Source organism: Thorsellia anophelis DSM 18579 (assembly GCF_900111395.1).
Taxonomy (GTDB): Bacteria; Pseudomonadota; Gammaproteobacteria; order Enterobacterales; family Thorselliaceae; genus Thorsellia; species Thorsellia anophelis.
Genome location: NZ_FOHV01000001.1, coordinates 128794 through 148842, shown reverse-complemented (window position 1 = coordinate 148842; position 20049 = coordinate 128794). Strand labels below are relative to the sequence as shown.

At 35.8% G+C, this 20049-nt stretch carries 18 protein-coding genes and 1 tRNA gene; 4 read left to right on the top strand and 15 right to left on the bottom strand.

Translation table 11 applies throughout. The features are described 5' to 3' along the window. The first annotated feature begins 223 nt into the window (after positions 1-223). Positions 224-496: a methyl-accepting chemotaxis protein gene (locus BMW37_RS15820; RefSeq protein WP_425441740.1), complete on the top strand. Its 273-nt coding sequence runs from the start codon at positions 224-226 to the stop codon at positions 494-496. 744 nt (positions 497-1240) lie between these two features. Here BMW37_RS15820 and BMW37_RS00645 read toward each other — a convergent pair. The 11 genes from BMW37_RS00645 to rplU form a co-directional block, all read right to left on the bottom strand. Next, the gene (locus BMW37_RS00645) at positions 1241-1807 is read right to left on the bottom strand and encodes a tetratricopeptide repeat protein (protein WP_177168546.1); all 567 of its coding nucleotides are present in this window, start codon (positions 1805-1807) and stop codon (positions 1241-1243) included. A 378-nt stretch (positions 1808-2185) separates the two neighbouring features. Then, positions 2186-2989 carry a sulfite exporter TauE/SafE family protein gene (locus tag BMW37_RS00640; protein WP_093316658.1) on the bottom strand — a complete coding sequence of 268 codons (804 nt, stop codon included), beginning with the start codon at positions 2987-2989 and terminating at the stop codon, positions 2186-2188. Positions 2990-3127: 138 nt separating this feature from the next. Continuing rightward, positions 3128-4240 carry a tRNA pseudouridine(55) synthase TruB gene (gene truB, locus BMW37_RS00635; protein WP_093316655.1) on the bottom strand — a complete coding sequence of 371 codons (1113 nt, stop codon included), beginning with the start codon at positions 4238-4240 and terminating at the stop codon, positions 3128-3130. A 64-nt stretch (positions 4241-4304) separates the two neighbouring features. Continuing rightward, positions 4305-4712, bottom strand: a complete 408-nt coding sequence (gene rbfA / locus BMW37_RS00630; RefSeq protein ID WP_093316652.1) for a 30S ribosome-binding factor RbfA — start codon at positions 4710-4712, stop codon at positions 4305-4307. 229 nt (positions 4713-4941) lie between these two features. Further along, positions 4942-7617 (bottom strand): translation initiation factor IF-2, encoded by a 2676-nt coding sequence (gene infB, locus BMW37_RS00625; protein ID WP_093316649.1) that lies wholly within the window; start codon positions 7615-7617, stop codon positions 4942-4944. 20 nt (positions 7618-7637) lie between these two features. Further along, positions 7638-9134 carry a transcription termination factor NusA gene (gene nusA, locus BMW37_RS00620; RefSeq protein ID WP_093316646.1) on the bottom strand — a complete coding sequence of 499 codons (1497 nt, stop codon included), beginning with the start codon at positions 9132-9134 and terminating at the stop codon, positions 7638-7640. 57 nt (positions 9135-9191) lie between these two features. Continuing rightward, positions 9192-9644 carry a ribosome maturation factor RimP gene (rimP, locus tag BMW37_RS00615; protein ID WP_093316644.1) on the bottom strand — a complete coding sequence of 151 codons (453 nt, stop codon included), beginning with the start codon at positions 9642-9644 and terminating at the stop codon, positions 9192-9194. 291 nt (positions 9645-9935) lie between these two features. After that, a tRNA-Met gene (locus BMW37_RS00610) sits at positions 9936-10012 on the bottom strand. Positions 10013-10108: 96 nt separating this feature from the next. Further along, the gene (gene cgtA, locus BMW37_RS00605) at positions 10109-11332 is read right to left on the bottom strand and encodes an Obg family GTPase CgtA (RefSeq protein WP_093316640.1); all 1224 of its coding nucleotides are present in this window, start codon (positions 11330-11332) and stop codon (positions 10109-10111) included. A gap of 191 nt (positions 11333-11523) precedes the next feature. Beyond that, on the bottom strand, positions 11524-11781 hold the full coding sequence (gene rpmA / locus BMW37_RS00600) for a 50S ribosomal protein L27 (protein ID WP_093316637.1): 258 nt from the start codon (positions 11779-11781) through the stop codon (positions 11524-11526). Between the two features lie 17 nt (positions 11782-11798). Beyond that, complete coding sequence (rplU, locus tag BMW37_RS00595; RefSeq protein WP_093316634.1) at positions 11799-12110, bottom strand: 50S ribosomal protein L21; 312 nt, start codon at positions 12108-12110, stop codon at positions 11799-11801. Between the two features lie 406 nt (positions 12111-12516). On the opposite strand from rplU, the gene BMW37_RS00590 reads away from it, so the two are divergent. Further along, complete coding sequence (locus tag BMW37_RS00590; RefSeq protein ID WP_093316631.1) at positions 12517-13623, top strand: DUF871 domain-containing protein; 1107 nt, start codon at positions 12517-12519, stop codon at positions 13621-13623. 128 nt (positions 13624-13751) lie between these two features. Here BMW37_RS00590 and gdhA read toward each other — a convergent pair whose 3' ends face one another. From gdhA to rpiA, 3 genes are all read right to left on the bottom strand, one after another. Next, the gene (gene gdhA / locus BMW37_RS00585; protein ID WP_093316629.1) at positions 13752-15092 is read right to left on the bottom strand and encodes an NADP-specific glutamate dehydrogenase; all 1341 of its coding nucleotides are present in this window, start codon (positions 15090-15092) and stop codon (positions 13752-13754) included. Between the two features lie 421 nt (positions 15093-15513). Beyond that, positions 15514-16149: a chorismate lyase gene (locus BMW37_RS00580; RefSeq protein WP_093316626.1), complete on the bottom strand. Its 636-nt coding sequence runs from the start codon at positions 16147-16149 to the stop codon at positions 15514-15516. Further along, the gene (gene rpiA, locus BMW37_RS00575; protein WP_093316623.1) at positions 16146-16808 is read right to left on the bottom strand and encodes a ribose-5-phosphate isomerase RpiA; all 663 of its coding nucleotides are present in this window, start codon (positions 16806-16808) and stop codon (positions 16146-16148) included. Before rpiA ends, BMW37_RS00580 begins: the two co-directional genes overlap by 4 nt. A gap of 162 nt (positions 16809-16970) precedes the next feature. On the opposite strand from rpiA, the gene BMW37_RS00570 reads away from it, so the two are divergent. Further along, a complete protein-coding gene (locus BMW37_RS00570; RefSeq protein ID WP_218139434.1) occupies positions 16971-17891 on the top strand; it encodes a LysR family transcriptional regulator in 921 nt (306 codons plus the stop codon). 114 nt (positions 17892-18005) lie between these two features. After that, entirely contained in the window at positions 18006-18830 is an 825-nt protein-coding gene (gene yidA, locus BMW37_RS00565; protein WP_093316620.1) for a sugar-phosphatase, read from the top strand. Between the two features lie 133 nt (positions 18831-18963). Here the strand turns inward: yidA and BMW37_RS00560 are convergent, their stop codons facing one another. After that, entirely contained in the window at positions 18964-19401 is a 438-nt protein-coding gene (locus BMW37_RS00560) for a Z-ring associated ZapG family protein (protein ID WP_093316615.1), read from the bottom strand. Positions 19402-20049: the final 648 nt, after the last annotated feature.

The following is a 20049-nucleotide window of genomic DNA, read 5'->3' as shown; positions in this document are numbered from 1 at the left end:
ATTAATAAGCCAGTTAAAAAATGCCTCTAAATCTCATGAGAATCAATTAAATAGTGAAGGGGCAGTATCACTTAAACAAGATTTCATAGGTTCTAAAGATTCTCTAAGTGTTGATGGTCGTCTTTGTGCATTAAGAAACTTTAAAAATGAAATCACACAATATGTGTATTTTGGTATTGATATTAGTGATAGAAAGGAAACCATCATTCGTACACGAGATTCAATGGATAGTGTGGTTGGTGTCAGCAAACAAATTAGCCAGATGGTAGGTAATATTAAACGCATTTCTGATCAAACTAATTTATTAGCGCTTAATGCTGCTATTGAGGCTGCAAGGGCTGGTGATTTAGGAAGGGGGTTTGCAGTGGTTGCCGATGAAGTTAGGAGCCTAGCGAATACATCAAAAGATGTCACGCAAGAGATCGATCATCTTATCAATGAGACTTTAAGCAAAATCGATGAACTTGCAAAATTATTTAATAAAATTGAAGGCTAGTTAGTCAAAATTAGCTGTTCTATTAAAATGTTATCTACTGGCAGCTCAGTAGATAACATTACGTAATATTCCCCCTAAATTAAGCGGATACCTACTGTGGTTAGTTCATTGCGACCTAGTTTCGATGGTTTCTTTCTGGTGACTCCTCTTATTAATATATTGATAGCTAATGCAATATCCGCATTCAACGCATTTAAAATGAACTTATGTTAAACTCGGTATTTGGCATTAATAAATCATTGATGTGAAATTTACCTGGTAATTAACTCACACAAACAGCTGATATTTATATGTTAAATCATTTTTACTACGCAACTATTCTAGTCGTGTCACCCAAGATAAAATAGTATGTTTTTCTTAACCAATTTGACGAAACTTAGTACATCACTAGTAATCTTCTCCAAGTATTTTTAAGATCACCTGAATTTCCTTAGCTAGCTTTATAAACTACTGTGTCATTGCATTATTTGCACGAGTCTGAATCACTGAGATATGCCTAAATAGTTTAAAAGCGTATTTGACTGTAGACTTGGTCACTTTTAACGACTAACCATTTTTGTCTAACCTCCACATACTCAGAGCGAATAAATACGCCTCTATAGCTAGTCTTTATTTTCTCTAATTCCACTTGATTCGGCTTATTTCAGGCTTGATGAGTTAAGGTTAATGCTATAAGGACTAGAGAGACAAAATGTTTGCCTGCTTGATAATATTTGAGCGTAGGCAGTTTTTTATATCTTACATTCACTGTTTTTTATAATAATAACATCCTGTTTGATCACCATTTATACAAGCTGTTTTATAATAGCTTAATCCTTTAATTAGATCTTGTTCCACTCCATGCCCTTTACTGTACATGATTCCAAGATAAGTTTGTGCTGGGGGATGATTTTGTTTAGCTGCTTTTTCAAACATTTCTACCGCTTTCATATAATCCTTTTCTACCCCTAAACCTTTGTAATACAGCATACCAAGAGCAGTTTCTGCGTCTACATTATTTTGTTTAGCCGCTAATTCAAAATAAAATTTAGACTTTACGTAATTTACGTTACCAGCAAACCCCATATAGTAAATAATTCCAAGTTCGTATTGAGCTTTTGAATTTTCTTGTTGTGATGCTAATTCATAGTACTTGATTGCATTATTGAAATCAGCCGACCTGTAATAATAATCAGCAATAAATAATTGAGCCTGTAAGTTACCTTTGTGTGCTTTATTTTCAAACTCTTTGATTAGTGTTGAATCATCAGCAAATGCAACCATGGTATTCAATATAATAAAAAAGCTGAGTGTAATTTTTTTTATTTTCATAATTACATTATGAATCTTGGTATATGAATAATCAATTAGATATTTGGAGCGGTGTAGACACTGAGTTTTTAACATAAGTATTAACTAGGTGATTGTACCTAAATATCGAAAAAATATTTTACCCACCCCATGATTGAAGACATGAAACCGATGCTTGCTAAAGTCTGTGAAGATTTTGAAGCAAAAAAAAAGAGAAAAGTCGCTTAGCAGCCATCGACTAATATCTATTATTAAAGATTATATCAAACAACAAATACTAAAGGCATAGAGACGTAGCCTTTATGCCTTATATTCCCGTCCTTCAGGGCGGAGATATAAGGCAAAATGGATAAAATAGACCTAATACCATACTTTGTTAAATATCAAATACTAAACTCATTAATGAGCGGAAACAATCATTTGAACGAAGATGATACTTAGATAAATTGCAAATACGCGTTTAAGTGCTACCTGAGGTAATTTATGAGCAAGCTTAGCGCCTATAGGCGCAAATAACATACTTGTAATTGCTATTCCAATTAAAGCGGGTAAGTAAATAAACCCAAAACTATACTCTGGTAGATTCGGCGCATCAAAACCATGCCAAACGGCATTCACCGCACCAGCTAAAGCAATTGGAAAGCCTGCAGCAGAGGATGTGCCAATTGCTTTTTTCATTTCATGCCCTAGGTGGCTCAACAAAGGAACCGTCATTGCACCCCCGCCAACCCCTACTAAAGCTGAAATCCCACCTATGCCGAATCCAAATCCAGATAAAGTTAAAAAGTGAGTATTTGGAGCCTTATCTTCAACGACTGGTGGTTTCTTCTTAACAAGGTTATAGATAGAAAAGAGTACGAATGCTGAAAATAAATAGCTTAATAACGTATTAGATAAGTAATTCACAAAATACCCTAATGCAAATACACCTATCAATACCCCTGGTAGAAAACGAATCAAAACATCCCACATCACGGATTGCTTTTTATTATGTGCGTACACAGAGCTTAAAGATGTAAAGCAAATGGTTGCAAAAGAAGTTCCAACGGCAATTTTCATAATATCTTCTTCGTGCACACCTGCCATTTTTAGGGTAATTGTTAAGATAGGGACAATGACTAACCCTCCGCCTAACCCTAATAACCCAGCCATCACACCAGCAATAACACCAAGAGGCAAATAAATCAACATACTTTCTAGCATACTTACTACTCCTTCCTTTGAATTTTATCCTGTCGATTGAGTTGGATGTTTAATTGATGTGAATTCATGTTTAATTGCGCTGATAGATATTTTATTACTATACTTTAATCAATACATTCATTACTAATTAACCTACTCCTACTCATCTAATAAGTCTGATTGTAAAACAACCACTCGCTTAGGACATAATTGTGCAGAATCATTCAGCTGACCAACACCTAAAAACTGTTTAGATACATCATTAAATACTCGCTTAAATCCAGCCTCAGGTAAACATTCTACCACCATATTAGACCGATGATTCTTTGCTGTGGATAAAGCTTCGCTATCTTTTGCAAAAAATTGTACAAAAACCCCTCTAGAAAATGCTTCAGAAGCTTGAGATGTCAAATAAAGTGCCTCAAATGCAGCTGCTGGGGTGTCTAATGGCAAAAGTAAATTATCTATTCTGTCGAATCTAGCTTGTTTCTCTTTTGGATGTAACTCATAAGTTAACTTAAACTTAATATTTGTACCTGCCTCAAAAGCATGATCATGCTCATCAGTGATAAGTTCTGGTTTCGCTGAGACAAATCCTGGCTGGGCAAGCTCTAGTAACTCGAACCAATTAATCATTTTATCCGCAGGATAACTCCCTACCGCAATGCGATGTAATTTTGTCACATGCGCGCCACATCCTAAATTCTCACCCAGATCATCAATAATCGTTCTGATATAGGTTCCTTTTGAACAATGAATATCAAGTGTTATCAGATCATCTTCTAGCTTGATGAGTTCAATAGAATGGACATAGATAGGTCTTGATACTCTAGGCACATCTATTCCCTGCCTAGCATACTCATATAAAGGTCTACCTTGATATTTCAAAGCAGAATACATAGAAGGTATTTGTTCTGTTTCACCTAAAAAAGCATGAATCGCTTTAACTAATTCATCATAAGTATGAGCTAACGGTTTTACTGATATTACCTCACCCTCTACATCCGAAGTATCCGTCCTAACGCCTAACTTAGCAGTCACAAGATAACGTTTATCCGCATCGAGTAAATACTGAGAGAATTTAGTTGCTTCCCCTAAACACACCGGTAACATGCCACTTGCTAATGGATCAAGTGCACCTGTATGACCTGCTCTTTTTGCATCAAAAAGACGTTTAACTTTTTGTAGTAAGTCATTCGATGACATTCCTAGGGGTTTATCAACTAAGATTACCCCATCTAATTCTCTACCACGCCGACTAGGCCGAGCCATAAGACCTCTTTTTTATTTTTACTCTAACTGTAATTAACTTGATAATATTTAACAAACTAATAGATTATTCATCTTCATCTATATCAGATTTTCTTGCCTTATCTTTCATAATGACACTTGTTACAAGATTAGACATTCTCATTCCTTCAGTTAAGGATTTATCATATTCAAAACTTAAATGGGGTACAATCCGCAGACGCATCTGCTTACCTAATAGACTACGAATAAACCCAGCTGCATCATTTAATACAGATAAATTAATTTTAATTCGTTCATGCTCATCAGCTTGTTCTTCATCTAAAATAAAAAAAGAAACAAAAATTTTAGCATAAGCCAAATCTCTTGATACTTCAACTGCTGAAACAGTTACCATACCTAATCTTGGATCTTTAATTTCTCTTTGAAGAATAAAAGCAATCTCTTTTTGAATTTCCTGCGCTACACGTTCATGACGACTAAATGTTTTAGCCATAATATTTCTCCTTATTAGCAATACATTTCTTATGTTTGCACTACGTCTAAATCTATCTAATTGGACATGAAAAAGTGATAATCCGTCATATTAGTCATGATCATATCCTCAAATTTTAAATATAAGCGTGTTTTACTTAGCCTATATTTAATAGAGGTAAAAATCAACAAAGGGCTTGCAAGTCATCCTCGCAAACCCTTGAGAAAAATATTAAAATTAGTTCAACAAACTATATTGTACGCTTAATTTCAATAACTTCAAATACCTCTATCACGTCACCAACTTTAACATCGTTATAATTTTTAACCCCGATTCCACATTCCATACCATTTCGTACTTCATTCACATCATCTTTGAATCGACGCAGTGACTCTAGTTCACCTTCATATATAACGATATTATCACGCAATACACGTATTGGGTTATTACGTTTTACAATGCCTTCTGTAACCATACACCCAGCAATTGCACCAAGTTTTGGTGATTTAAAGACATCACGAACCTCTGCTAACCCTATTATCTGCTGTTTAAACTCAGGTGCAAGCATACCACTCATAGCCTGTTTCACTTCATCTAATAGTGTATAAATCACTGAGTAGTATCTTAAATCAACATCTTCAGCTTCGATAATTTTACGGGCCGTTGCATCAGCACGGACATTAAATCCTAAGACAATTGCATTAGAAGCAGCAGCTAAACTTGCATCTGTTTCAGTAATTCCACCTACACCCGATCCAATGATTTTAACTTTCACTTCATCTGTTGACAGTTGCAATAATGAGTCAACAATTGCCTCACATGAACCTTGTACATCTGATTTAATGACAATATTCAACTCAGAAACGTTACCTTCACCAATATTAGCAAACATATTTTCAAGTTTCGCTTTCTGCTGACGTGCTAATTTCACTTCACGGAATTTACCTTGTCTATATAATGCTACTTCACGTGCTTTTTTCTCATCACGCACAACTGTCGCTTCATCACCCGCAGAAGGTACTGCAGAAAGACCTAGAATTTCAACTGGAATTGAAGGGCCAGCTTCTAATATTTCCTTTCCAAGTTCGTTTCTCATTGCTCTTACGCGGCCATATTCAAAACCACATAGGACAATATCACCTTTACGCAATGTTCCTTCTTGTACAAGGACTGTTGCTACAGGTCCTCGACCTTTATCTAAATAGGATTCTATGACAACACCACTGGCCATACCATCTTTAACAGCCTTGAGTTCTAATACTTCAGATTGAAGAATGATAGCTTCGAGTAGTTCATCAATACCCATTCCCATTTTAGCTGACACATGGATAAACTGTGTATCACCACCCCATTCTTCAGAAATCACACCGTGTTGCGATAATTCATTCTTAACACGATCTGGATCTGCTGTTGGTTTATCTATTTTATTCACTGCAACTACAATGGGTACATTACCCGCTTTAGCATGTTGTATTGCTTCAATTGTTTGAGGCATCACGCCATCGTCAGCAGCAACAACTAATACAACAATATCGGTTGCTTTTGCTCCTCTTGCACGCATAGCTGTAAACGCAGCATGTCCTGGAGTATCTAAAAAGGTTATCATACCATTTGGAATTTCCACATGATAAGCACCGATATGCTGGGTAATCCCACCCGCTTCACCAGAGGCAACTTTTGCTTCACGAATGTAGTCAAGTAAAGACGTTTTACCATGATCAACATGCCCCATAATTGTCACAACAGGTGCTCTTGGTTCTAACCTAGCTTCTGCACCATCACGATCATTCATAATCGCTTCTTCTAGCTCATTTTCACGGCGTAGAATTACTTTATGACCCATTTCTTCAGCAACTAACTGTGCAGTTTCTTGGTCAATAACTTGATTAATAGTTGCCATTGCACCCATTTTCATCATAGTTTTAATGACTTCAGAACCTTTTACCGCCATCTTATTAGCAAGCTCACCAACTGTAATGGTTTCACCAATAATGACATCGCGGTTGATAACTTGAACTGGTTTATTAAAGCTTTGTTGTAAGGTACTTGTACTGCGTTTACTACGTTTACCTTTATGTCTACCACCACGTTCATCTTCTCTATCTGATTTTGAATCGCTATGTCTATTGGTTTTCTTGGCTTTAGCAGCTCGACTACGTTTATCTTTTTCAACTTCAGCATCGTTCACATCTTCAGCTTCACGAGCATAAACAGACGTTGTTGTATGATAATCACCTTCATCTACTACATCAGTAGTTTCAGCTGCCCATTTAGCAGCATTAGCTTCAGCGAGTCTTTTTGCTTCTTCAGCAACACGTTTCGCCTCTGCTTCTACTTTTCTTTGCATCTCTTCTTCAGCTTTGCGCTTAATAGCTGCACTTTCAGCTTCTCTACGAGCTTTTTCTTCTTGAGCTGCTTTAACAGCAGGATCAATTTCAGACTGTTCACTTTTTGAAGAAACAGCTTCAGATTTAGTCTCTGCTGATAGCTTAGCCTGTTCAGCAGCTTTAGCAGCCTGTGCTTCTTTTGCTGCTTGTTCTTTTGCAGCTCTTTGTAAAGCTTCTTTTTGGCGTTCTGCTTCTAATCGCTCTGCCTCTAATTTAGCAGCCTCTTGCTTAGCTTTTTCTTCCGCTGCAATATCTTCAGGTGTACGAACAGTTCGTTTTTTGCGTACCTCTATTTGGACTTCTTTGCTTTTCCCACCTGAACTTGCCACATTTAATGTGGTTCTTGTTTTGCGTTGTAAGGTCATTTGACCTGAGCTCGGCTTATCAGCGCTTAGGTGTTTAAGAAGTTGTTCTTTTTCGGTTTGAGTAACAGTATCTTGCGAACTTTTCGTAAGCCCTGCTGCAGTAAACTGCTGAACCAATCGCTCTACTGGCATATTGATTTCAGCAGCGAGTTCTTTTACGGTTATATCTGTCATACGTCTGTGCTCCCGCTATATTAATTATTTGATTCAGCATCATCTGCGAACCAACAAATTTGTCTCGCTGCCATGATCAATTTACCTGCATATTCACTGGTCATACCTTCAATATCGATTAATTCATCGATACCTTGCTCTGCCAAATCTTCTAATGTACAAATTCCTTGTTCAGCTAATTTATAAGCTAAATCGTCCGTCATTTCTTCTAATGCTAATAAATCATCTGCTGGTTTATTTTCAGCACCCTGTCTCGCAAGCGCTAAAGTAGTCATCGCGGCAATTGCACGACTGCGCAGCATTTCTATTGTCTCTTCGTCTAACTCTTCTATTTCTAATAACTCTTCTTGTGGTACATATGCTAATTCTTCAAGTGTCGAGAAACCTTCTTCCACTAGGAGGGAAGCAAAATCCTCATCAACATCTAGGTGCTGCATGAACATCTCTATAGATTTGTGATTTTCTTGTTGATGTTTTGCTTGAAGATCATCAATGGTCATTACATTTAATTTCCATTTAGTGAGTTGAGTCGCTAATCTGACATTTTGACCATTCCTACCAATAGCTTGAGCAAGTGTATCAGGTTCAACTGCAATATCCATTGTATGATTATCTTCATCAACTATAATCGATGCAACATCAGCTGGCGCCATTGCATTGATCACAAATTGTGCAGGGTTATCATCCCAAAGTACGATATCAACACGCTCTCCTCCTAATTCAGTAGAAACAGCTTGAACACGTGCACCGCGAATCCCCACGCAAGCACCAACAGGATCGATGCGTTTATCATTTGTTTTAACCGCAATTTTTGCTCTCATACCTGGATCACGTGCAGCAGCTTTAATTTCAATCAACTCTTCAGCAATTTCAGGCACTTCAATTTTAAATAACTCAACTAGCATTTCAGGAAGACTGCGACTAATACACAGTTGGGGACCTCTCAATTCGGGGCGAACTGCATATAAAATCCCCCTAATCCTATCTCCAATTCTAAAATTTTCTCTAGGGAGCATATCTTCACGGTTAATTATCCCCTCAGCATTATTACCAAGATCTACTATAATACTTTCACGATTAACTTTCTTAACAATACCTGAAATAATTTGATTAATTCTGTCACGAAATTGATCTGCAATTTGCTCACGCTCAGCTTCTCTAACCTTTTGCATGATCACCTGTTTAACCGTTTGCATAGTGATACGGTCAAAAACAATTTCTTCAATTTCATCTTCGGCAAAGTCACCTAACTTCACTGTGTCATCTTCATGATGAGCAGCATCAAAAGTTATTTCTTTAAATGGACTTGTTACTTCATTAACAACTAACCAACGCCTAAAAGCCTGGTAATCTCCTGTTTTACGATCAATTGCAACACGAGTCTCTATGTCTTGTCCATGCTGTTTTTTTGCTGCCGTAGCAAGCGCAGCTTCTAGGGCTTCGAATATTTTTTCTCTTGCCAACCCTTTTTCATTTGATACTGACTCTACTACAGCTAAGATCTCTTTATTATTCATTTCGCTAGCCTCATGTTTAATCTATTATTACTCTAAGTATACTCTTAGAACTAATCTTTAGAATTTATAAATAATATTTCCTTTTTGGATGTTACTTAAGGCAAATGTTATAGGTTCAGCCTCAACCATCATGGTAATCATTTCCCCCTCAACAGCATGAATGATTCCCTTAAAATTTCGTCTATTTTGCACTGCCATTCTCAAGCTCACTTGCGCTTCTTGACCAATGTATTTTTCATAATGTGCTACTGTAAACAAAAGCCTATCTAATCCTGGTGATGAAACTTCAAGATAATAAGCTGCATTAATTGGATCTTCGACATCTAAAATAGCACTTATTTGATAACTTGCATCTGAACAATCATCAATTGATACACCACCTTCTTTATCAATATAGACACGCAAGATAGCATTTCTTGCTCGTACATATTCAACGCCATATAATTCAAATCCAAGAGATTCAACAGTCGGGGTCAATAATTCAATAATCTTTTCTTCAATGGTAGACACTTCTTCACCTTTATCATATCTGGTTCATTGTTATTTCAACTATTTTATTGCCAAGTCATATTTTATTAATTTTGAAAATTAAAACACTAGCAAAGCATAAATTAATTTTATGACAAAAAATGGTTTTAACCCAATTTGGCTAAACTATTTTCTTTATCATGTAAAATAAATGATTTACAGAGCAATAAAAATAAAAAAGGGCCTATAGCCCAATGTTTCGATAGCCAAAATACCAATAAAAAACCCCGATAAATCGGGGTTTTTTATTGGTAACTTGACCTATGTAAAAATTGGTTGCGGGGGCAGGATTTGAACCTACGACCTTCGGGTTATGAGCCCGACGAGCTACCAAGCTGCTCCACCCCGCGTCCGATATCGCGCGCATAATACCTGTTGATGATAAATAATGCAACACTTAGTTTGTTCATTCACTTAATTGATTTGTAACATACTGAATGAATATATTATCTTTCGTAAATAAACTCTACACCATCTTCATCATCTTCATCCCAATCATCATCTAGATCATCGTCATCAAAGCCTTCAGAATCCTCTTGATTTAATTCACTTTCATGATAGTTATCCCAAATAAATAAAGGCGCAGCCTCATTATTTTCTAACTCTTCTTCTCTTGGATTCTCATCAATATAAGTCATCATTTCCCAAATTAATGGTTTAATACCAATAGATAGACCTGCTGAAATCAACTTATAATTTTCTACTAATTGGTAGGTATTAGGTGTTATCTCATTCAACTTCTGCCATTTTTCATTAATATTTAGAATAATCTCTTTTGCGCGCGCTTCTGCTTCTTCTGATGTGTCAAATAAATCAACTTTATTAAAAACTAGCCAACGCGGTTTATTTGCTAATTTTTCACTATACTGTCTTAATTCATTTTCAATAATATGGATATTTTCAACTGGATCTGATCCATCAATCGGTTGTAGATCGACTAAATGAATTAAAATTCGGCATCGTTCTAAATGCTTTAAGAAGCGAATCCCTAAACCAGCGCCATCTGAGGCTCCTTCAATCAAACCAGGAATATCCGCAATTACAAAACTTTTCTCCATATCTAAACGTACAACGCCTAAACTCGGGACTAATGTTGTAAAAGGATAATCAGCCACTTTTGGTTTCGCCGCAGAAACTGACCGGATAAATGTTGACTTACCTGCATTTGGTAAACCTAGCATACCGACATCAGCTAATAGCATCAATTCTAATAATACTTCGCGTTCCTCACCTTTTGTCCCCATCGTTTTTTGCCTAGGTGCTCGATTGACAGAAGATTTAAAACGAGTATTGCCAAGTCCATGAAACCCACCTTTGGCTATCATGACTCGTTGCTGATGTCTAGTCAAATCAGCGATGACTTCGCCTGTTGCTTTATCCGTAATACGAGTACCAACAGGTAATTTAATTTCGATATCTTTACCACGTTTACCAGTACAATTACGACTTTGACCATTATCACCACGCTCTGCTCGATAAGATTTAACAAATCGATAATCAATCAGAGTGTTAAGATTTTCATCAGCAATAGCAAAAACATGACCACCATCGCCACCATCGCCACCATCAGGACCACCGTCTGGAATGTACTTTTCACGACGAAAGCTCGCACACCCATTTCCACCATCACCTGCTGCAATCAAGATTGTAGCTTCATCCACAAATTTCATATATTACTCCTTCATACCTAGCCAAGATATTCATGTTAAATTTTATTTATTATTCAAACAGAACATAGGTAGTATGATTTTTAAAATCAAAAAGCCCTGCTTGAAATTAAGCAGGGCTTTTCAGATTTGCATAAATTATTTTTTTAGTCGAAATAGGGTTCGCCTATTTTTCGCATCTAAATAAATTAAATTTATTCTGCAACGATACTAATGTATTTGCGGTTTAGTGGGCCTTTAACTTCAAACAATACTTTACCTGAAACTAAAGCAAATAAAGTATGATCACGACCACAACCTACATTTTCACCAGCATGGAATTTAGTACCACGTTGACGAACAAGGATGTTACCAGCTAATACTGCTTGACCACCATAGCGCTTAACACCTAAGCGTTTACTCTCTGAATCGCGTCCATTACGTGTGGAACCGCCCGCCTTTTTATGAGCCATTATCTAATCCTCTTAAATTAAGCACCAATACTAGTGATTTTAACTTCTGTAAACCACTGGCGATGACCTTGTTGCTTACGTGAATGCTTACGACGACGGAATTTAACGATTTTAATTTTCTCGCCACGGCCGTGTGTAACCACTTCTGCTTTAATTTTACCACCTGCTACTAGAGGGGCGCCAATTTTAACGTCTGAACCGTTTACAATCATAAGAACATTATCAAACTCAACAGATTCTCCTGTTGCAGCTTCAATTTTCTCAAGACGTACGATTTGACCTTCTTCAACTCGGTGTTGTTTACCACCACTTTGGAAAACCGCGTACATAATCTCTCCGCTTAATATATATTTTGATGCGTTAAAGCGACAAAAATTCTAAAATTGATAGCGATAATACGCTAAATTTTTTATTTTGTTGCTACACAATTTGTATTTTAAAAAATAGACGATAGATTCTACGCAAAAACCCGTAAGTTAGCAATAGTTATCTAGTCAAATTTATTAAAAATATAACAGCTAACCTAATCAAAGCCAAATAAAACAGATGAATTGATTTTAACTAAACAGTCTGATGAAAACATCAGATATCATGCTAAAATACACTTATACAATTTTTTTTACAAATTTCTTATCTTTGTTTTAAATTGAATACAGCCTTGGGGAATTAATCTGAAATACAGATTTTGTCTAAGGTGCAATAACTTAACTTGAATACTGTGCCAATGGAGGCCTTATGCATAAATTCGGTATTTCGATTTACCCTGAACATTCAACACCAGAAAAAGATATGGCTTATATATCATTAGCTCACAAATACGGATTCAAACGTATTTTTACTTGCTTGCTTTCCGTTGCTGGTGATAAAGAAAAAGTCATTAATGAATTCAAAACAATTATCGCACATGCTAATAAGCTAGGCATGGAAGTTATGCTTGATATAAGCCCTCGCGTATTTGGGCAGCTTGGAATTTCATATAGTGATTTAAGCTTTTTTCATGATATGGGCGCTTATGGTATTCGCTTAGACGTTGGATTTACTGGCCAGGAAGAAGCAACCATGACATTTAATCCTTATGATCTAAAAATTGAAATTAATATGAGCCAAGATGTGCATTATCTCAATAACATTCTTGATTATCGTCCTAATAAATCAAATTTATTAGGCTCACATAATTTTTATCCTCATAGATATGCTGGTTTATCATTTGATTATTTTGTGAAATGTACAGAACGATTTAAAAATGCAGGGATTAGAACTGCAGCTTTCGTATCATCAAACGAGGCTACATTTGGACCTTGGCCAATCATGGAAGGGCAGTCGACTTTAGAAATGCACAGAGATCTGCCCTTAACAACACAGGTAAAACATCTTCTTTATAGTGAATTATTAAATGACATTCTAATTGGTAATGCTTACGCTTCAGAAGAAGAGCTCAAAGCAATGGGCGAGCTTTTAACAGAGCAAAAATTCACGCTTGATGCGTATTTATATGATTCGATTACGCCGCTTGAAAAAATTATTGTCTGCGATGAACAGCATTTCTATCGCGGAGATGTCTCTGATTATTTCATCCGTTCAACACAATCTAGAGTAAAATATAAAGATGAAATATTCAAACCTACCTATACGCCACAAATCAGAAAAGGTGACATCTTAATTGAAAATGAAGGTTATGGGCAATACAAAGGGGAATTGCAAATCGCACTAAAAGACATGGTCAATCAAGGTAAAACGAATGTAGTTGGAAGAATTAAAGAAGATGAAATATTTCTCATCGACTATATGAAACCCTGGAGCAAATTTCAATTTAATATTATTGGACAAATTAACCATCCATAATAAATATTTTTAAATATATTAATTAATTGTTTTATAACGTTGGCGCTTTACCGAGCCTATAATCAATAGTTACACTAAATTAATTATTGGCTTGGCAAGCGCGCCAACCTATATGTCGTTATGGTAAATTACAACACACCTTGTCCCATCATAGCTTTAGCAACTTTAACAAAACCTGCTATATTAGCGCCTTGAACATAATTAGTCTGTTTTTTCTCACCACCATACGTCACACAGGCCTCATGAATATCTAACATAATGCGATGTAAGCGTTGGTCCACTTCTTCAGCTCTCCAGCTGATTCTTTGCGCATTTTGAGCCATTTCAAGACCTGAGGTTGCAACACCACCAGCATTTGCAGCTTTACCTGGTGCAAATAAAACGCCTGCATCTATAAATGCTTCTGTTGCTTCAATTGTCACTGGCATGTTGGCACCTTCACCTACAGCTTTAACGCCATTTTGAATTAAGACTTTAGCATCTTCAAGGCTAAGTTCATTTTGTGTTGCACAAGGCAATGCAATATCACAAGGTATGTGCCAAGGTGTTTTACCCGCAATATAAACCAATTTACGCTCATTGGCATAATCAGAAACTCGGCCATACCGACTATTTTTTATCTCTTCTAAGTGAGCTAATTTGTCAGTATCAAAACCACTTTCATCATATACTGTACCATTCGAGTCAGATGCTGAAATAACCTTAGCACCTAATTGCATTGCTTTTTCAATAGTGTATTGAGCAACATTACCAGATCCTGAAACGGCAATCGTTTTCCCCTCAATACCTTGTTGATGTTGCTTGAGCATTGCGTCGACAAAATAAATTAATCCATAACCAGTAGCTTCTGGACGAATTAAACTTCCCCCAAACTCAAGTCCTTTACCAGTAAAAACACAACTATTATTATTAGTGAGTTTACGCATCATACCAGCCATAAATCCAACTTCACGGCCGCCCACACCGATATCACCAGCAGGTACATCTGTATCAGGTCCAATATGACGGAATAGTTCTTGCATTAATGCTTGACAAAAACGCATGATCTCACCGTGGCTTTTTCCTTTTGGATCAAAATCCGATCCGCCTTTTCCCCCACCCATAGGTAAAGTAGTTAAGGCATTCTTGAACGTTTGTTCAAATCCAAGGAATTTCAGGATAGATAGATTCACAGAAGGATGAAAGCGCATGCCACCTTTGTATGGGCCAATTGCAGAATTGTATTGTACTCTAAAAGCGCGGTTAACATTAACCTGACCTTTATCATCAACCCAGGTCACTCTAAATTGGATCACTCGCTCAGGTTCTACTAAGCGTTCTAAAAGACTAAACTCACGGTATTTTGGATTCTGTTCCAAAAATGGCCAAATAGAGGTAAAAACCTCTTTAACTGCCTGTAAAAACTCTGGTTGATGATCGCTACGTTGCTTTACATACCCTAAAAAACTTTCTAATGTTTTATCTGTCATGCCAACCTCATTTAATTGTTGATTGATATTGTCAATTTTACTGAACTGTATGTCAGAGTAAGAAAACTAGATAAACGTCACTTGACTTAATGCTTACCCTGCCTTTTATTGACTATTTGCCTAATTTTTGAATGCGGGTCTTAACTATAGTGAAGACACATAACATATCAATGCATGCCTAAACGAAGAACTGTGACGCACGTCAAAAGATCACGCGTGCTTGAATATAAATTGAGAAATAGGAAATTGACAAGTGTTTTTTTAATTAATTTTGCATTTTTTTTACAGAAAAATGAATAAAAATTTAAAAACAATAACTTACAAAATCATTTTTTTTCAAAAAAAAATTTAAATCTGCTAAATTTAAATTCCATCGAATAAAAAAACATATTTTCTGCATATTTATTAAAATATAATTAATTTACTTATCTGCATGCAAAGTATAAAGAGGGCTATGAGGCAAAAATAATTCTACTAATTGCAACGGGTAACCATTAATTAATAGATGAGAACGTCGCCCCCATAAATTCACTCTCTTTGATGCGCTAGCCATCCATACTAGATAGGATTGTAGCTGCTCAGATAAAGAACTTAGCTCAATTGAAATTCTTGCAATCTCTAATTTCGAACGAATTAATCCAGGGTGGCTAAATAAATAGCGTCCTAGGGGAATTGTCCCTAAATCAATAAGCTTTTGATTATTATCAAATAAGGTTACCTCAGGTATGAGAGTGCGAGCAATCAACCATGGCTGCCTATTTGCATATAATGTAATATCTCTTTGCCAATATCTTCCCTCAGGATAAACCCCACACGGTAAATTTAAGGCATTAGAGCTTAAATCAATAAATTGTTCAACGTGAGGATATACCGTTACTGACATACCAAGTGATTCAAATCGCTTTGTCATTGAACCAACTTCTAATAGCCAACTTTTACACAAAAGGAATGATTCGTCATATTCAAATGAGGACGCTGCAAAAAACTCTGCAGCTCCTAATTTCCCTTGTAAAATAGCATTATCAGTATTGGTTATATTAAATTCGTCATAACTCATTTTAATGTAATGGTTTGTACACCATCCGTCGTCCCTACTAAAGCAATATCAGCCCCTCTATGGGAGAATAACCCCACTGTGACTACACCCGCAATTCGATTAATCTGATCTTCGAGCTCTATTGGATTAAGTATGGATAAATTGTGTACATCAATAATGACATTACCATTGTCTGTTTTAACACCTTGTCGATAGATAGGTGTGCCACCTAAGCTAACAAGTTGCCTTGCAACATAAGCACGAGCCATAGGTATCACTTCTATCGGAAGCGGGAATTTTCCTAAAATATCCACTTTTTTTGAACCATCAACTATACAAACAAATTTTTTTGCCATTGCAGCGATAATTTTTTCTCGAGTCAATGCAGCTCCCCCACCTTTGATCATTTGCAATGACGGGTTAATCTCATCCGCACCATCGACATAAACATCAACACCATCAACTTCATTGCAATCAAATACTGGGATGCCTAGGCGCTGTAGTTTTTCTGTCGAAGCTATCGAACTCGATACTGTTCCCACTACATCCTCTTTAATGGTAGCTAGAGCATCTATAAAATAAGCTGCCGTACTACCTGTCCCGACTCCAACAATCATGCCAGGTTTAATATAGTCAAGCGCTGCATAACCTACGGCTTTTTTTAATTCTTCTTGTGTCATAAAATACCCCGTCTATAAATCGCCCATTAATATCATTCATTGATAGTATTAACCTTACACCAATTTTTCTAAAATAGCCATAAAGCCAATGAGTGTCAATCAACAAGAAACATTCGTTAACTAGCATTGACATTGAATTCAAATATCTTCTAATATAGCCCTATGATAAATTTAGCACGGTTTGATCCACACCTCCTATACATTTTTTATATTCTCTATCAAGAGAAAAATGCATCACGTGCAGCTGAACGCTTAATGATAAGTCAACCTGGTCTTGCCCATAAGTTAAATAAATTGCGGCAAGAGTGGAAAGATCCATTGTTTATTAAATCATCAAAAGGATTAACCCCTACTCCTAAAGCGCACCTTCTAGCCCCCAAAGTAACTAAATTAATTCATCATTTAGATATATTTTATCAAGAAATATTTGAAAAAGACTTTTTAACTAGGCATGAGAAAATAGTGCTATACACAACAGATTATATGGAGCAAAAATTACTTCCCTCACTTCTCTACATGTTACAAGAAAAGGCACCTAATATCACAATAATCACCCGTAATACCCAAGGAAAACTGCCTAAAAATGAATTAGAAAATGGAGAGTGCGATCTTGCAATTGCAGGGTTCTATAAAAATCTTCCCGATACATTTCGTCAACAAAAATTGTTTGAAGAACCTTTCGTTGTACTGTGCCGAAAAAATAACCCCGAAATTAAGGGTGAATTAACTTTAGATAATTATTTATCATCAAAACATATTGTAACAACGTTAAATGGTGATTTATTCAGTTTAATTGACAAGGAACTTGCAAAACACAATCAAAAAAGAAATATTATTGCTGGTGTATCAAGCTTTTTATCTACTATAGAAATAGTTCGTCACAATGATTTTCTAGTAACTTGTCTTAAATCAATAGCAACGTTAGTTACAGATGCGAATCCAGAATTAATCTATTATCCTTTACCTATTGAAGTTAAACCAGTTGAAATGATGCAAATTTGGCATGAAAGAACACATGAAGACCCTTTACGTTCATGGTTAAGGCAAGCGATAAAATTAAAATTGTCTGAAGAGATAATTTAATATAAGGATGCAATATACTCTAGTAATTTGAATGATAGCTTAGACAAAAAAGGAGAGTAAGTTTAGGCTGCTATCCCTAACCTGTTTGAGAAACAGGTATGCTTACAACAATAGATGAACATTAAAAAACACATTAAATTAATCGCCTTAGATCTTGATGGCACATTATTAAACTCTTCACATGAACTCTCAGACGATAATATACAAGCCATAAATGAAGCAAAAGAGCAGGGTATTAAGGTTGTATTGGTAACTGGCAGACCATTTATTGGAACTCAGAAGTTTACTAAACAGCTTAATATGATGAGTGATTCAGATTATGTAATTGTCTGTAATGGAGCTTTAATTATGACTCCTAACTCTGGTGAGGTGATTTTAGAAAATACACTCAATATTGATGATTATTATTATCTTGAAACATTAGCACGAGAGTTAGGGGTTCACTTTCAAGTTTTCGACCAAAATAGTGTATATACTGCAAATAGAGACATTGGGAAATATACTGTTTTAGAATCTTGGTTAACAGGTATTCCATTAAAATTTAGAACTCGTGAAGAAATGCCTAAGTCAATGCGCTTTCCAAAGATGATGATGGTTGACGAGCAAGATATTTTAGATAATGCAATCGCAAAACTGCCAAAATCTATTTATGAACAATTTAATGTGATTAAAAGCTCACCTAATTTCTTAGAAATTATTGCAAAAAATGTAGACAAAGGCGCAGCATTAAAATCACTAGCTAATAAATTAAATATAGCACAAGAGAACGTGATGGCAATTGGAGATCAAGGTAACGATATTTCTATGATTAGCTATGCTGGTTTTGGTATCGCTATGGAAAACGCGATAGACGAACTTAAGGATATTGCAGATGCCTTAACAGATCATCATGACAATAATGGTGTAGCAAACGCAATTAGAAAATGGGCTTTAGCATAGCATTAAGAAGGTTTGAATATTTAAAAAGCCAAACTAATCTCACAAATTGTTTATCATCATTAAATTTATGCCTAGCTTTCCAATAGTTAATAACTCAAGGAATACATTAGGCATAAATACTCATCATGCTCAATTATTTGGTGTTATTTGATGGAGAAACTTTTTCTTCGGAATCTAGTCCCTTATTAAATAAACCGGATGAACCATCAGAATAATCCCTTGGAGGTGCATCATAAGTAGGTTTTGTAGTCCCTACAGTATCATTATTTGGCGATTGCTGTAGTTTAGGAAAGGGAGTATTTTTAATATCTGTATTAGAAATTAGATGTTTTGAGCTTTTTGCCATCCAATCATATAATTGACGATAATCTCTAGCCATTTTATCTAAAATATCTGAGCTATTTGAAAAGTGAGCTATCATTTCTTGCTTATAAGTTTCAAGCTCAGATCGTGTTTTGTCTAGCTCTTTACGCAAAATTTCTGCATCAGGAGATTTTTTACTGATACGCCCTAAAATAAAACCTAAAACCAAGCCAGCTGCTGCACCAATTAATAAATATTCCCAGATCATGTAGCCTCCAACATGAAGTTAATAAAATTAAGTATCTGTTACGATAGACTAATTATAAAATAGCAATCTATCTCTTTGCCTACCTATCAGTTTAACACAGTTTATCCTAAGACAAAGTGTAGTTTATCTATATTTTTATCACTTTAGGCTAGGATTTGACATTTTCTCCTTTCTAAAGGATGGGAATTCCTACTCCGATTAGTTTATTAAACTCGCTTAGGTGGGTTCTTTTTGTTGACTCCTACCCAGAAACAGGTACTTTGGAATTCATTTAACAAGCTAATCAGGCATGTATTGCCCTGAATACATTGATCTCTCTAACAACTTTTCAGCATTTTCTTCAAATCCTTATTCAACTCATTTGAAATGAGCTTCTGTTAAACGATTCTCTTTAGATATATGAAAGTAGCAGGGACATGTTCAACTGGTATTTTTAGGAGCAGATCTATTAAATATCCTTCTTGCCAAGCTAATTGATAGTAAAGTTGCCTTTTAATCTCAAACCATAATTGATCTAATATCGCTTTATTTAATCCTGATAGTTGCGGTGGCTCTCCAAGAACGATTACCAAGCAAAACATTGAATAATATAGAAAAAACAAAAATAACGACTACGTTGTTACGCCTTATATCCCCGTCCTGAAGGAT